The organism is Shewanella sp. GD03713 (assembly GCF_029843705.1).
GTDB lineage: Bacteria > Pseudomonadota > Gammaproteobacteria > Enterobacterales > Shewanellaceae > Shewanella.
In genome coordinates this window covers 3,937,276-3,953,102 of the sequence record NZ_JAOCIW010000001.1, presented here as the reverse complement: position 1 = coordinate 3,953,102, position 15,827 = coordinate 3,937,276, and the positions used below count along the sequence as shown (strand labels likewise).

General features: G+C 48.1%; 10 protein-coding genes, 2 pseudogenes and 1 riboswitch. Of the genes and pseudogenes, 5 read left to right on the top strand and 7 right to left on the bottom strand.

Annotation, left to right across the window (positions count from 1 at the left end; all coding sequences use genetic code 11):
• Positions 1–672, bottom strand: a complete 672-nt coding sequence (locus N5E87_RS17360) for an ABC transporter ATP-binding protein (protein WP_279775515.1) — start codon at positions 670–672, stop codon at positions 1–3.
• Positions 673–1,040: 368 nt separating this feature from the next.
• A riboswitch (glycine riboswitch) is annotated at positions 1,041–1,166 on the top strand.
• A 151-nt stretch (positions 1,167–1,317) separates the two neighbouring features.
• On the opposite strand from N5E87_RS17360, the gene N5E87_RS17355 reads away from it, so the two are divergent.
• The 3 genes and pseudogenes from N5E87_RS17355 to N5E87_RS17345 all read left to right on the top strand — a co-directional run.
• Positions 1,318–2,676, top strand: a complete 1,359-nt coding sequence (locus N5E87_RS17355; RefSeq protein WP_279775514.1) for a sodium:alanine symporter family protein — start codon at positions 1,318–1,320, stop codon at positions 2,674–2,676.
• A gap of 128 nt (positions 2,677–2,804) precedes the next feature.
• Positions 2,805–8,108, top strand: a complete 5,304-nt coding sequence (locus N5E87_RS17350; protein ID WP_279775513.1) for a PAS domain S-box protein — start codon at positions 2,805–2,807, stop codon at positions 8,106–8,108.
• A gap of 62 nt (positions 8,109–8,170) precedes the next feature.
• A pseudogene (locus N5E87_RS17345) lies at positions 8,171–8,548 on the top strand (response regulator); the annotation flags it as partial.
• 115 nt (positions 8,549–8,663) lie between these two features.
• Here N5E87_RS17345 and N5E87_RS17340 read toward each other — a convergent pair.
• From N5E87_RS17340 to N5E87_RS17330, 3 genes are all read right to left on the bottom strand, one after another.
• Positions 8,664–10,190 carry an IS66 family transposase gene (locus tag N5E87_RS17340; protein ID WP_279768420.1) on the bottom strand — a complete coding sequence of 509 codons (1,527 nt, stop codon included), beginning with the start codon at positions 10,188–10,190 and terminating at the stop codon, positions 8,664–8,666.
• Positions 10,191–10,321: 131 nt separating this feature from the next.
• Entirely contained in the window at positions 10,322–10,639 is a 318-nt protein-coding gene (gene tnpB, locus N5E87_RS17335; protein ID WP_086904928.1) for an IS66 family insertion sequence element accessory protein TnpB, read from the bottom strand.
• Positions 10,636–10,992, bottom strand: coding sequence for a hypothetical protein (locus N5E87_RS17330; RefSeq protein WP_140374535.1), 357 nt, complete (start codon positions 10,990–10,992; stop codon positions 10,636–10,638). Before N5E87_RS17330 ends, tnpB begins: the two co-directional genes overlap by 4 nt.
• 81 nt (positions 10,993–11,073) lie before the next feature.
• Between N5E87_RS17330 and N5E87_RS17325 the strand changes: the two are divergent.
• Positions 11,074–11,724: pseudogene (locus N5E87_RS17325) on the top strand (HD domain-containing phosphohydrolase); the annotation flags it as partial.
• 48 nt (positions 11,725–11,772) lie between these two features.
• Here N5E87_RS17325 and ygfZ read toward each other — a convergent pair.
• Both ygfZ and serA read right to left on the bottom strand, forming a co-directional pair.
• Positions 11,773–12,729, bottom strand: coding sequence for a tRNA-modifying protein YgfZ (gene ygfZ, locus N5E87_RS17320; RefSeq protein WP_279775512.1), 957 nt, complete (start codon positions 12,727–12,729; stop codon positions 11,773–11,775).
• A gap of 137 nt (positions 12,730–12,866) precedes the next feature.
• A complete protein-coding gene (serA, locus tag N5E87_RS17315; protein WP_023266825.1) occupies positions 12,867–14,096 on the bottom strand; it encodes a phosphoglycerate dehydrogenase in 1,230 nt (409 codons plus the stop codon).
• A 155-nt stretch (positions 14,097–14,251) separates the two neighbouring features.
• Between serA and N5E87_RS17310 the strand changes: the two genes are divergently transcribed.
• Positions 14,252–14,860 (top strand): DUF2238 domain-containing protein, encoded by a 609-nt coding sequence (locus N5E87_RS17310; RefSeq protein ID WP_279775510.1) that lies wholly within the window; start codon positions 14,252–14,254, stop codon positions 14,858–14,860.
• A 341-nt stretch (positions 14,861–15,201) separates the two neighbouring features.
• Here N5E87_RS17310 and N5E87_RS17305 read toward each other — a convergent pair whose 3' ends face one another.
• Positions 15,202–15,714, bottom strand: a complete 513-nt coding sequence (locus N5E87_RS17305) for a DUF4124 domain-containing protein (protein ID WP_279775509.1) — start codon at positions 15,712–15,714, stop codon at positions 15,202–15,204.
• Positions 15,715–15,827: the final 113 nt, after the last annotated feature.

Genomic DNA, 15,827 nt, shown 5'->3' with positions numbered 1-15,827 from the left:
TTAACCGGAGATAGACACAGCGGCGTGGGAAAGATGCCAGCGTTTGTGCATAAAGGCGGCGCATTCTTCACTGTGGGTGACCATGAGTATGCTGGTTTGGCTTTCTTTGGCCAGTTCACACAGCAGTGACATCACCTGTTTACCCGATTCATCATCGAGGTTGCCTGTGGGTTCGTCGGCCAGCAGTAAACTCGGGTTGTGGGCTAAGGCTCTGGCGATAGCGACCCTTTGTTGTTGCCCGCCTGAAAGTGCCTCGACCTGCCGATTGAGCAGCGAAGCCAGCCCCAATTTGTCGACGAGATAATCGCACCAAGGATTCCAACTGGCGCCGTTGAGATTGAGTGAAAAACCTATGTTGTTTCTCACATTGAGTGGCGTCAGTAGATTAAATTGTTGAAACACGACGCCTAAGTGGTTGCGCCGGAACTCACTCCAGTGTTTGTCTTGCCAATCTTGGGTGGGTTGATGATTCAGCACTATCTGGCCGCTGTCTGGCGTTTCAAAGCCTGCGATCAAATTTAACAGTGTGCTTTTGCCGCTGCCGCTGGGGCCGGTGAGTGCGATGGTTTCGCCACGATGCAAGGTTAAATCGACGGCTTGTAGTACGGTATGGCGCTGCTCGCCGTCGCGAAAACTTTTACTCACTTGGATAAGTTTGGCTACTTCTGACATTTATCCTTCCACTCTGGCAACATTTAGCCCGACTAAAGATAAAACATTTTATCTTCTGATAGATACTGCTATTTGGCCCTTAAGGTTCACTTTGCATCGATTCAGACTTAGGTTTTATGCTGTTTAAATTTTCTGCAATTGTGGCGTTTAGCTCGCATTCTGTGAGCGAATGGGCTTGAGCTATTTTTGTGTTTGTTGCATGCTGTGCGCCCTGTTAAATCGATAGCGGACTATCGATTTAACAATCCGTTCGGATGAAGGTAGCAGGAGAGTGGGGAATTAACCCCACACCGACGAGGCAACTTTGTTTTGGGATGTGTCCCGAACCAAAGCACTCTTTCAGGTGCCGCAAGGCGTGGACTGTTACTGGACGAGCCTCTGGAGAGACTACCGATTGCGTTAAGTCGCGATAATAGGTGGCGCCGAAGGCGAAAGTAGGTGCATCGATGAATGCATTCTGCGAAACGCTCAGGCAAAAGGACAGAGGAGAGGATGACTGCACGGTCCCTGTCGTTTGTCTTTTGGACGCTTTCCCTGCCTTTATTGGCTGGGTGAGAGTCTTTCTTTAGGCTGGCAGCGGTGTGTCACAGCCATTTCTTTTCCTCCTCCTTTATTAATTTAGTTGTTTAATAATTGAGGAATATCATGAGTTTTCAAGCTTTACTCAGCAGCCTTAACGGTATCGTTTGGGGACCCATTACCCTGTGTTTACTTGTGGGTACGGGCATCTATCTCACCTTGCGTTTGCGGCTTATCCAAGTGTTTCGTTTGCCTATGGCGCTTAGCTTATTGTTTAAACCTGCGAAAGGACACGGAGATCTCTCTTCCTTCGCCGCCTTGTGTACGGCGCTCTCCGCCACCATAGGGACGGGCAATATTGTTGGGGTGGCAACTGCCATTAAGATGGGCGGCCCTGGGGCATTATTTTGGATGTGGCTGGCGGCCTTCTTCGGCATGGCAACCAAGTATGCCGAATGTATGTTGGCGGTAAAATACCGCACCACCGATGAGCGCGGGCAAATTGCGGGCGGCCCTATGTATTACATCGAGCGGGGTCTGGGCATACATTGGATGGCGAAGTTGTTTGCCCTGTTTGGCGTGGGGGTGGCGTTCTTCGGGATTGGTACTTTTGCCCAAGTGAATGCGATTAGCGATGCCCTGACCATTGCCTTTGAGGTGCCGACCTGGGCGACGGCACTGGTGCTCACCCTGTTAGTCGCGGCGGTAACCTTAGGTGGGGTGAAGCGGATTTCCAACGTGGCGCAAAAGTTAGTGCCAGCGATGTCGATTGGTTATGTGCTGGCTTGTGTATGGATTTTAGTGAGTTTTGCCGAATCGATTTTACCAGCATTGCAGTTAGTGGTGGAGTCGGCCTTTACGCCTGTTTCGGCGGCGGGTGGATTCTTAGGGGCGACCGTGGCGCAGGCGATTCAAATGGGGATTGCCCGCGGGGTGTTTTCGAACGAGTCTGGCCTCGGTAGCGCGCCAATTGCCGCCGCGGCGGCGAAAACCAATGAGCCGGTCGAGCAGGGTTTAGTGAGCATGACGGGCACCTTTTTCGATACCATTATCATCTGTACTATGACGGGACTGGTACTGATTATTACGGGTGTCTGGAGCGGCGATACCGCTGGCGCAGCCATGACCAGCGCGGCCTTTAGCTTAGGCGGTTCGGCGGCTATCGGTCAGTATTTAGTGACTATCGCCTTAGTCTGTTTTGCATTCACCACCATTTTAGGTTGGCACTACTATGGCGAACGCTGCTGGTATTACTTAGTGGGCGAACGTGGGCTGCGTGCCTATCAAATGCTGTTTTTAGGCCTGATTGCGGTCGGCGCCTTTATCAAGCTGGATGTGATCTGGTTATTGGCCGATACGGTAAATGGTTTAATGGCGATCCCTAACTTGATTGCCATTATTGGATTAAGGCACGTCATTATTGCCGAAACCCAAAGCTATTTTGTTCGGACACTCTCAAACCGTACATTAGACCCAATTTATTAATGTTGTGAAAACAATATATTAGTTCACATTATTTTAACTTTAAGATTGTCGCCACAAGGTTCTTCGTTTACTTTATAAGGGCTACCCAAAAATGGGTGGATTAAAAACGGGGGCTTTGAGGCGACGCCATGGATAAAAGTAAACTTCGTACCTTCCGCAGCAAAATTCTATCCCATATTGCGCTGCCTTTAATTCTTATCATGACGGCCGTTTACGGCATTAATGCTTGGTTTAATTATCTTTCTGCCGAGCGAAAGCTATACGATTCCTTAGCCCAGGAGTCCAATCATTCCGCCTATCGCCTACAGTTGCTACTCGAACATGCGCAGGCGAATACGCAAGGTGTTGCCGATTTTATTGGGTTTATCTCCAATAAGGAGGGCATTAATGATAGTGAGAAAATCAAACGGGTACTCACTAATCGCATTGAACGCAATCCCGATTTTTATGGCTCAGCCGTTGCCTTTAAACCCTATACCTTCCCCGATAAAAAACTCTTTTCCCCCTATGTTTACCGCGATGGCAACAACTTCCATTACCTAGATATTGGCGCCGAGGGTTATGACTATACCGATGGCTCTTGGGATTGGTGGTCAAAGGCCATTAATCAACCCGGAGGCTATTGGTCTAAGGCTTATTTTGATGAGGGCGCAGGAAACACTTTGATGGTGACTTATTCGGTGCCTTTTGGTCCTGAAAATGATTACTTTGGGGTGGCGACCGTTGATTTGGCGCTCGATAAATTGCCTGAACAACTGGGTGTGCAGCCAAGCCAATTAGTGGTACTCGATGATCAAGGGCGGCTGATCTTCCACAGCGATAAAGAGAAAGTGCTCGCCGTGACCTCCGCCGAATGGCTCGATAGAAATACCCGTCGAAACAGTGACTTTTGGACATTATTAGATAAGGGGTTAAACGGACAAGCGCGCTTTATCGATGATAAGAGCACAGTGTATCTCGCCAGTGTTGCTTCAGTGGCTAAGCTCAAATGGCGCGTTATTGTCATGGTGCCCGAACATCAGCTGTTTGCAACGCTGCTGGATGATGTGGCGTCCGTGGTGCTTAACCTAAGTTTATTAACCCTATTGTTATTACTCACTTGCTACATCGCCGCTAAACGTTTGACTCGGCCGCTTGAGGCGCTGGAGTCGGGCATTTTGGCCTTCGGTCAGGGTAAAGCCCAGCAATTGGCGATCCCCAAAGGCGCGGTGAGTGAGATAGTTACCTTAAGCAGTACCTTTAACCAGATGGCGGAACTCCTCGCCGAGCGTGAGCAGGCGATTTTAGATTCCCGCGGTAACCGTTTCGCGCGGCTGATCGATGGCATGAGTGATAAGTCCTTCTATTGCTCGCTCGACCCTTCAGGGCAGTTGGCGCAGGTGAGTGAGGGCGTCACTAAGGTCTTGGGTATGTCACCTGAGCTACTCAAGCGTAAGTATCAAAGACTGTTTACCGCCAATCCGTTAAATGAAAAAAACTGGGAATACACGGATTTAGCCCTGAAGGGGGAGAACGTTCCTTCCCATCAAGTCGAGCTGCTCGACGCGAGTGGCCATCCACGTATGCTCGACCTCTTTATGCAGCCCTTGGTTTCGGATACGGGCGAGCTGATGTCGGTGGAGATGTTATTCACCGATGTGACCGAACAGTTCTCCGCTGCCACTTGGTCTAATGCCGTACTCGAAGCGGCGCCAGAGGCGATGCTGATCGTCGATCAGATGGGCTCAATTGTATTCACTAATACTCGCTGCCAAATTCTCTTTGGTTACGATGCCAACAGCATGTTGGGGCTACAGGTGGAGTCACTCTTGCCTGAAGCCATGCGTAGCAACCATGCCCGCGACCGCCTGCAATTTTTGCGTGAAGGCCGCGATCGCCCCATGGCCAATGCGCGCCATGTTAGGGCGCTTAAGGCCGATGGCGGGGAGTTTGTCGCCGAAATCGCCTTGAGTATTTTACCTGCCGATCATGAAGGTCGCAGACAAGTGGCGGCATCGATTCGGGATATGACCCAGAAATTAGCCGTAGAGCAAAAAATCCGTGACAGTGAACTAAGGTTCCGCGGCCTAGTGACCAATATTCCTGGCGCCGTCTATCGTACGCGCATCGGCGATGTCTGGGTGATGGAATATGTCAGTGACAACATTGCCGATATTACGGGGTTTGCGGCGAGCCAGTTTATTGAAAACCGCCAACGCACCTTTGCCTCACTAATCGTGGAAGAAGATCGTGAGCTATGCCATCAACATATCGATAGGGCGCTGGCGCAGCAAGAAACCTTTGAGGTGGAATACCGCATCCGCCATCGTGATGGCAGCATTCGCTGGGTGCATGAAAAGGGCAAGGCGAGTTATACCGAAGAAGGATTCCCGCTGTGGTTTGACGGCAGTATTGACGATATCACCGAGAGCAAACTGGCCATGGTTGAGCTTGAGGCATCGCGCCTGCAACTCACCAATATTACCGAATCCATCCCTTGTACCGTGTATCAGTTGCGCTGGGTTTCTCCTGCGGAACGCACCTTTACTTTCCTCTCCGGCGCTGCATTCCATATGCTGGGCTTACACCGCGAAGATTTACTGAAAGACTTTAATATCATTGCCGAGCGGATATTTGATGAGGAACGTCCCGAGGTGGTGCGAGCCTTAGCGGGTAAGAGTGAGGACAAGTTGCAATGGGTGCGAGAGTTCCGTTATCGCCATCCTAACGGCAGCATTCGTTGGATGGAGGCGGGTGCGAGCGGTCACTACAACGACGATGGCGCCATTATTTGGAATGGCTACGTGATGGATATTACCGAGCGTAAAGCCATTGAAGAAGAGTTGGCGGTCAGCGAGGCGCACTTTAAGGCGCTATTTGATGGCTCGACCATTGGCATTGTGAACGTCGATGCCAAAGGCGTGATCCTCGACTGTAACGACCAATATTGCGAAGACATGGGCCAGACCCGAGAGTCACTCTGCGGCGTGCCTATTTTCGATGTCTTAAGCCTGCAGGATAAAGAAACCGCTAAGGCTCAGTTTAGAGAATTGGCCGAAGGTAAAGTCGACCACTATCGCGGTGAACGTAGCTTTATTCGCCCCAATGGTGAGCCGTTATGGATGACGGTCAATGTGTCGGCACTGTTTGATAGCCAGAAGCAGTTCGAGTCGGCCGTGGTCAGTATGGTCGATATGACAGAGTTGAAACTGCTGTCTGACGAACTGTTAGTGGCGAAAGAGGAAGCGGACGCGGCGAGTAAGGCTAAGGGCGATTTCCTCGCGAATATGTCCCATGAAATCCGCACGCCAATGAATGCCATTATCGGTATGTCGCAACTTTGTTTGCAGACGGCGCTGGATAAGAAGCAGAAGAACTATGTGGAGAAAATTGAGCGCGCCTCAAAATCCTTACTTTCCATCATTAACGACATTCTCGACTTCTCTAAAATTGAAGCCGGCAAGTTAGATATCGAATCTGTGCCCTTCCAGCTCGATACTATGCTCGAAGATCTCAGCGATATGTTTTCCGAGAAGGCAGCCCATAAACAGCTTGAACTGCTGTTTGCTGTGGCGCCCAATGTGCCTAGGCACTTGTTCGGTGATTCGCTGCGTTTAGGGCAAGTGCTGATCAACTTGATGAACAACGCGATTAAGTTTACCGAGCGCGGTGAAGTCTTGTTATCGCTCAACTTAGTTGAGCAGCAAAATGACGATGTGGTGCTGCGCTTTAGTGTGCGCGACAGCGGTATTGGTTTAACCGCAGATCAGCAGGCCAAACTGTTTAAATCCTTTAGTCAGGCCGACACCTCTACAACGCGCAAGTACGGCGGTACGGGCTTAGGGTTGGCGATTTGTAAACAGCTCGTCGAACTGATGGGCGGCACCATTGGGGTTGAAAGTCAGTTCGGCCACGGCAGTACCTTCTATTTTACCGTTAAGTTGCAGATTTCCAGCGGTCAAAAGCTAACGGTCGCCCAAGAGCTTGAAGGCATGCCGATTCTGGTTGCCGATGACAATGCCACCGCCCGCGACATTATGCGTACTACCTTAGAAAGCATGGGCTTTAGGGTGGATACTGTGCGCTCCGGCGAAGAGGCTGTGACCCGTTGTATCCAGCAGGAATATGCCGTCGCCCTGATCGACTGGAAGATGCCGAATCTCGATGGCATTGAAACGGCTAAACAAATCAAGCAGCAGGCGAAGAAAGCGCCGCGGATCTTGATGGTGTCGGCCCACGCCAACCAAGACTTCTTAAGCCAAATTGAAGAACTTGGCTTGGCCGGATATATCAGTAAACCCATTAGCGCATCTAGGTTACTCGACGGCATTATGAACTCCCTCGGCCGGGCTGGGGTTCTCCCCGTGAGACGCCAGAGCGAGAGCATCGATCCTAAGCTGTTATTGCCACTTAAGGGCAAGCGTATTCTCTTGGTTGAAGACAATGAGATGAACCTTGAGGTGGCCACCGAGTTTTTAGAGCAGGTGGGGATTATCTTATCCATTGCCACTAACGGCCAGATTGCGCTCGATAAGCTGGAACAGCAGAGCTTCGATCTGGTGTTGATGGACTGCCAAATGCCAGTGATGGACGGTTATCAGGCCACGCAGGCTCTTAGAAAGCGGCCCGAACTCACCGAGCTGCCCGTGGTCGCGATGACAGCAAATGCGATGGCTGGCGATAAGGAAATGTGTTTAAGAGCTGGGATGAACGACCATATCGCTAAGCCGATTGAGGTCAATCTACTGTATCAAACCCTGTTGAAATATTTAGGTGGCAGCGCGTCGCTGGTCGATAACACAGAGCCGAGTCAACTGGTTGATATTCCAGTTAAACCGATCAACTTAGATTCTGAATCTGTGGTGAAATGGCCCGAGCATCCAGAGCTGGATATCGATAGGGGCTTACAATTAGTTCAAAACTCTACCCGTTTGTACCAAAGGATCTTCGATCGTTTCGTTACCAGTCAGCGTAATGTGGTGGATCTCATCAATAAAGCGCTCGCCAATGACAAACGTGACGATGCCGTGCGGATGGCGCATACCTTGAAGGGGCTCGCGGGCAACTTAAGCTCCAGCAAGCTGGTGGAATTAGCCCGCCAACTAGAGCTGCACTTAAGCGAGAAGAGCGAATACCAAACTGAGTTAGACCAAATCCAAGCGCTAGTGGCGTCGATTTGTGATGCCATTGAGCGGGTAAAACCCCAGTTTGAGGAGTCGACCACATCGACGAGCGAACAACTCTCGCCAGAGGCGCTAGTCACCGCCTTAAAACAGCTGCGACAAAGCCTAGAGGATGCTGACTCAGATGCGGTGGCGCAAATCGATGCGCTAAAACCTCAGGTCAGTAGCAAGTTATGGCTGCAGCTCAGCCCAGCCCTGACTATGATTAATCAGTATCAGTTTGATGAAGCTGTGGATTTGATTGATGAAGTGCTTGCGGCATTAACCTAAAAACCGGTCAAGAGAGTGCGGTATTGGCCATTGATAAGCCACAGGATAAGGTGAAAGTGTTGATGGATAAGGCAACAATATTGGTCGTCGATGATACACCGGAAAATATCGATATTTTAGTGGGCATCCTCGGTGAGGATTATAAGGTCAAGGTGGCGATTGATGGACCAAGAGCACTCGCCCTTGTCGCCAAAACCCTGCCGGATTTGATTTTACTCGACGTAATGATGCCTGGCATGAACGGCTATGAAGTCTGTAAGCTGCTTAAGCAGGAGCCTTTAACTTGCCATATTCCGGTGATTTTTGTGACCGCCTTGTCCGAGGTGGCCGACGAGACTCAAGGGTTTGAACTCGGCGCCGTCGATTACATCACTAAGCCTGTGAGTGCCCCCGTGGTAAAAGCACGGGTGCGAACCCATCTGGCGCTGTACGATCGTGAGCTTACGGCAGCATGGCGTGACATAAGTAATAAAGCAAAAAATCTGGTTTCTTAAATTTCAGGCACGGCAATACTTAGGCCACTGGCCCAAGCATTGCTTGATTATGAGCGGTTTATTATTGGTATTGGTCGAGATAATTCCAAGGTAGGTATTTTTCAGGATGCTTTTTTGCATCATCCGCATCTCGTTGCAGTCGCGTAAAGTAATCAAATACATTGATGCCTGCTTCATTGCCTGTTGCTATCATCGACGTGATAACATCGCCAATGTTCGCACCGAGTAAGCTTTTACGAAACATCGCATTTTTTCTATCTCGCACCACTATTTTTAACATCGATTCTATGCGGTTATTATCTATTTTTACCCCTTCGTGATGGCAAAATAAACTCAGCCCGTCATAGTGTTTTAAAAAATAACGGATAGCTTTGCCTAGACCGCTATTTTCTTCAATGCTTTCATTAGTAAAGTGCTTTTCACCCCAACTTTTAATCGCTTCAAGTATGGGTAATGAATGTTGCTGATGGTACTCAAGTCGCTCGCGTGCGGTGAGTTCACGTTCAATGGTTGTCTGTTCATTGCGCCAAACTTCACCATAGAGTGTGAGTATATTTTCAACCTCTTCGGGGAAATGATTAATGACATCGACAAACTGGCGCCTTGCATGGCTATTACAAAGTGATGTTTCAACCTCGCAAGTACTTGGCTGATTACTGGCGAGCGCATCACTCATTAATATCGGTGCGACAGTGACTTGTCGTTTGTAGAGTATGCGGTCGATAAACTCACCTGCGTGCCCAATATTGGTTTCAAATAACACAATATCATGGCCCGTTTTTAAGCTGGCAATCACTCCTGATGTATAAACACCTGAGCGCAAGCGTGTTTTCTCGCTATTACGTACTTTCTTTTCAACTGGCTTGGCGTCAAGAATACGGTGGGTGGTGTCATCTAAGTAATAGTGCTTAGCATCGCCAGCCAACTCAAACAAGTGCTGGTAAACAGGATAAATCGCATCACAGACAAGCTCTACTTGGTCAAACACCGTCGACGCAGTGATGTTGACGCCCAATAGCTTTTGGATGTTGCCTTGACGATAAAAAGGTAGCCCTGCAAAGTATTTATAAATCGCCATTAACGCACGCGCAGAGTAACCATATTTTTGATGACTATTACCGTCATGTAATACTTCATCGGGCAGGTTTGCCGTGAAATAGGCACCACACGCATTGCAACGCAAGCGCTCCATAATATGTTGCTCTGGGGTAAAAGGCGTTTGCCCTGTAATGCGCAACAAACTGCCAGGCTCGACTTTATAGGCCTTACCTTTCAAACATTCTGGGCAGCTATCCCCTTTATTTACTTCGTTTAACGCATGTTTGATGATAACCGGTTTGACCTGTGTAAAGTCTTCATCCTGTGTTTTTGGTTTTTTACTTTTCTTGCTGGTTTTTTTCTGTGCTTTACACAGGTCGCTTTGTTTTTCTGATGATTTTTCAATCCCAAGTAACTTACGTAATTTATGCACGGTGATACCGTGGTCAGCTAGCTTGTTTTGTGTTGTTGTTAATGTCAGTAACGCATCAAGCAATAACTGATAATCATCAGCGCTAAGCGCAAGATTATTTTCTTTGGCTTCAATCACTCGCTTGATTAAATCATCGAGAGATTGTGCATCGATATCGTTAAAAGGTTTTGCCACAATAAGCCTTTTGCCTGCGGGAATAAAAAAGAGGATGGAGTATGATCCCATTTAAAATGAAATCAAGCGGTTATTTATAATGGGTGGTAATTCCCGCTGAGCAATTGCCGTAAATGTTTGGCGTCCACGGACGTCATGGCACTATTAATGGTTGGCCAGCCAGAGAACTTGCCCTTAGATAAACGCTTTGTCATCAACCAAAAACCGTTATTTTCATAAGCGAGTGCGCGCACCATGGTTTTGTTACGATTAATAAAAACAAACAAGGTACCAGAGCGAGGCTCACAATGAAGGCGTTGTTTACACAGCGTAGCTAACCCATCAATGCCTTGACGAAAATCAGCGGGCTGGGTAGCAATCAAAATGTCGCTATGACGGGTTAAATGGATCATGATTTTATGGCCTCAATTAACTGAGCAAACCGTGTTTCGCTGACTTCGCCAGATACGGCTAAAGAATTGCCATTGTTGAACTTCAGGGAGATAGAAAGCGACTCGGTTATCGGCGTTGCATTGGGTAGTGAAATAAAGTGATTGGATACATCACTTGATGAGTTGGCGGTAAGCCAAGTATTGAATTGCTCATGACTAATACGCAACTTTTTAACAATGGTTGTTTTTGAATAATGCGGTAAAAGGGCGATCGCTTGCTGGCGCAAATTTTCAGGGATTGCACTACCTCGAGAAGGTTTATTGCTTCGCCACTGTTCAAAGTTAGCGAGGGTGTTAAGGAGTTTATCTGGCATCATTGTGACCGGGTTGATTTAGTTACAATGATTAAATCAGGTTAATTGAAATAAGTTGAGCTACGCTGCCGTAAGCTCACGTACGATCAAAAACGCCTGCTAGAGCAACAAGTCAAAGAGCGCACCCAAGAGTTAGAAGAAACTCGTTTCGAAATTATCCGCCGTTTAGGCCGCGCCGCCGAATACAAAGACAACGAAACGGGCCTACACGTTGTGCGCATGAGCCATTATGCGCGGCTTCTGGCAATAAAATTAGGCTTACCGAGTACCTTCTGCGAACTGTTGTATAATGCGGCGCCTATGCATGACATTGGTAAAATCGGCACGCCCGATGCGGTACTGAAAAAGCCAGGTAAGCTCGATGCCGAAGAGTGGAAAATCATGCAGCAACATGCCGCTATTGGTGCCGAGATCATTGGCGAACATGGCGATCCACTGCTGCAAATGGCGCGGCGCATTGCCTTAACCCACCATGAGAAATGGGATGGTTCGGGTTATCCTAATGGTTTGTCGGGGGAAAATATTCCTATCGAAGGTCGGATTGTGGCGATAGCGGATGTTTTCGATGCCTTGACTTCGCGCCGTCCTTACAAGGAGCCTTGGACAATAGAGGCCACGCTCGAGTTACTCGAAAGCCAAGCAGGGCAACACTTTGACCCTAAGCTGGTGGCCGAATTTAAGCAAATTTTGCCCGAAGTGGTGGCGATTCGAGACACTTATATCGAGCATTAAAAGCAAAAGGCGCCATTGGCGCCTTTTTCAATACGACTCGCTTAGCAGCTAGGCTTCTTCGAGTGAGTAAGGTAATGCTTGAATGCGTAAACTGGATTGCTCATCGTCGGCAAAGCGCAGCTTGGCATCGTTCTCGGTATCGTTAGCGAGAACAGCGGTGAGTAAAACTTGATTACCGCGTTGAACAAATTCAATGATTTGTCCACCCTTGCGATAACCGTCTTCCAATTCTATCTCGATACTAGTTTCTAAATTGATATTTAATGAAGTGCTGCCGTGAAGAATGTAAAGCGCGCGCTTGTTACCGCCACGGTATTTCATCCGCGCCACAGTTTCTTGGCCCATGTAGCAGCCTTTGTTAAAGCTAATGCCGTTAATAGCCTGTAGGTTACACATCTGCGGTACGTACTGATTAGCATGGCTTGGTGCTAGGTTGGGGTAACCAGCTGCAATTTCTAATGCTTGCCAAGCGCTGGCATCAAACACTGTTTGCTCACTCACTAATGCTGTTGCCGCGTCCGGCTGCAGCACCAGAATAAAACGATCTGCATCCTTTAGGATGGCGCCATGTTCAACCAGCGTCAGTTCTTCAGTAACCTCACCAAAGTGTTGGGTCACAAATTGCACAGCTTGTTCGCCTGCAACACCGAGTAATGTCCACTCATCAGAGGCATTGGTCAGAGTTGCCTTGCTAAACACCGCATATTTTTGCAGTTGCGGCAGATCGACATCGATAGTAGCCCTTGGCAGCAGCATTAACAGCGCCTCTTGGATAGCAAAGGTGCGGAAGCTGGCGATCATCTTACCCTTAGGATCGCAATGTGCGCCCCAGCGCCATTGGTTGGCTGCGAGTGAGCTAATGTCCGTAGTTACTTGGCCATGGATAAAACTGCGCCCCTGTTCACCGACTACTTTGATAAGGCCGAGGTTGGATAGGTTGGCGAGCATAAGTGGAGGCATGGAGGCGTCCAGATCCCAAGTGGGTGTCGAAACTGCAATAGTCATAGCGGAGATCCTGAAAATGAAGACGATGCAAGAGGCTAGATTGTAGCGGAATTAAGCGGTGCTCAAAAGCATAAGGCGCACATATCTTGAATGAAATGTGCGCCTTATAAATTCACTCAAGCTGAGTGCTTAAAGCATTAGAACAATACGCGAGTGCGCAGTGTGCCTTCAATGGCCTTAAGTTCAACCAGTGCCTCTTCGGCTTGGTGAGTATCGACTTCCATCACCACATAACCGATTTCTGCAGTGGTTTGCAGGTACTGAGCGGCAATGTTGATGCCTTTTTCAGAGAAGGCTTTGTTGATTTTGATCAGCACGCCAGGACGGTTTTGGTGGATATGCAATAGGCGAGAGGTGCCTTTGTGCATTGGCAGCGACACTTCAGGGAAGTTAACCGCAGATACGGTAGAACCGTTGTCTGAGTATTTAGCTAACTTACCTGCTACTTCGATACCGATATTTTCCTGCGCTTCAGCTGTACTGCCGCCAACGTGTGGCGTCAGTAACACATTATCTAAGCCACGTAATGGGCTGATAAATTCATCATCATTTGATTGTGGCTCGACGGGGAATACGTCGATGGCTGCACCCGCAAGGTGACGTTCTTTAAGGGCGACAGTCAGGGCGTCAATATCAACCACAGTACCGCGTGAGGCGTTGATAAAGATGCTGCCTTTACGCATTGCCGCAAATTCGGCGGTACCAATCATGTCTTTCGTTTGCGGCGTTTCAGGAACATGTAAGCTGACTACATCGGACTGTGCCAGTAATTGTTCCATTGAATGGATTTGCTGGGCATTGCCTAATGGCAGTTTGTCTTCGATATCGAAAAACACCACACGCATGCCTAAGGTTTCTGCCAAGATCCCAAGCTGTGTACCGATATGGCCATAACCTATCACACCTAAGGTTTTGCCACGGACTTCGTAACTGCCTGCGGCCGTCTTCATCCAGCCACCACGGTGAGCGATAGCATTACGTTCAGGAATGCCGCGCATCAGCATGATGATTTCGCCTAATACCAGTTCAGCCACGCTGCGAGTATTAGAGAATGGTGCGTTAAAAACGGGGATACCGAGTAATTCGGCGGTCGCTAAATCCACTTGGTTAGTACCGATACAGAAACAACCAATCGCAATCAGTTTTTCGGCGCGTTTAAGTACATCGGCAGTTAATTGGGTACGGGAACGAATACCAACAAAGTGAGCATCTTTGATGGATTCGTGCAGGGCTTCATCACCTAAGGAAGCTTTGTGATACTCGATATTGGTATATCCAGCACGTTCAAATACATCGACCGCAGATTGGTGGACGCCTTCCAACAACAGGATCTTGATCTTATCCTTGTCCAGCGAATGTTTCGCCATGATATGGGTACCCTCTAATTAATTGAAATAGTTCTGTGTGATATGCTGACAACCTTGGCCTTCCAAAGTAGCACTTTTTTTGCTCAGTGTGGAGGGCTAGATGGCTAAAGTTAATATTCTAGAATTAGAACAATATCGCATAAGAGGAAGGAACATTGAATAACAAAATCATTTGGTGCGGTATTTACCTCTCAGTTTTAGTGTGGTCGGCGATAAAACCCGCAGATCCATTTACTTGGTGGCTTGAAGCCTTGCCCGCATTAGTTGCGGTACCGCTTTTAGTGTTTACCCGAAAGCGTTTTCCACTGACACCTTTAGTCTATTTTTTGGTGTTGGTGCATTGCTGTGTGTTGTTTGTTGGTGCGCACTATACCTATGCCGAAGTGCCACTGTTCGACACCATTGCCCAATGGATGAGCAGTGAGCGTAACAACTACGACAAGGTCGGGCACTTTGCGCAAGGTTTTATCCCAGCCATGTTAGCCCGTGAGATTATGCTACGTAATCAAGCCGTTAAACCCGGTGCTTGGTGTGCCTTTTTAGTCACCTGTTTTGTGTTGGCTTTTAGCGCCTTCTATGAACTGATTGAGTGGTGGGTGGCGGCCGCGACGGGAGAAGGCGCCGAGGCATTCTTAGGTACTCAAGGCTATGTGTGGGATACCCAATCGGATATGTTTTTAGCTTTGATAGGGGCCATTGTCGCACTAATCAGTTTGTCCCGTGTGCAGGATAAGCAAATCGCAAAACTAATCGGTCAGGCTTAGGCTCAAACACTTACCGAAAAATCCCCTCTAAGGCTTCCTTAGAGGGGATTTTTTATTTTTTAGGTGATCATATTAAGGCTAAGTCGATTTATCAACGCTATTTAGTGGTATTCATTGAGGCTACAGAGCTGAAAACTCAGATTGTCGGCATACTTCTGCGGTTGATTTAGAGAGAAGAGGGCAATTTTGTTGGGTTGCTCATAAAAGAGTCGTGTGCACGATAGAAGTATCTCACTCTTTATTTGCCATTTTCAGTCGGTTTATATCAAGCTAAGTGTCATTTTTAGGTGGGAAACGGCTATAGGATGCTTTTTGTTCTCTAAACTCGAAAGCTAAGGTTTTTATTTCACTTCATCTGGCTCGGTTTCGGCGGAAATTTGTGTTTTCCGGTCGGATAACTGCTGTATCGCCTGAGTGTTATTCGAGGTTAAGCCATTAAAATGATCGTTAATTTTATTGAGCTGGCTGATGTAATCAGGGTCATCTTTTTCTTTATGTTGCCAGTAACGTTGGCGTTCTAATTTTTGCAACTCACTGGTTCTAAGGATTTCGAAATAGCTGTTTTCCTGCTTCAGGCGGTAAAGCTCGGCATCGAGCAATTGCAGCAGTTTTTCCTTAGAAATCGTTTGGCTATTGAGCAAGGCTTGCAGCGGGTCGACAGGCGTCTCTCGCTTGTCTGAATCGGTTTCAGTGGTGATGCCAAGCTGATACTCAATCTTATGTTGGCTATAATCCTGTGGGCAGGCAGTTTGGCTAAAGACGACCTTATCGTCTTTGCGACATTTATAGACGGTATTTGCAAGCGCAGTCGTAGGGAGTAGCACGCAAATAAGAGTCACTATGAGTCTTGCCATTCGACGACAGATCCTTTGTGTACGCAATAATGAATAACGTTACTGTATTGGTGCAATGCCAGATTGTGATTGGCGCTTGCGTCCTTGTTAAACTCTAGCAGTTATCAGATTAA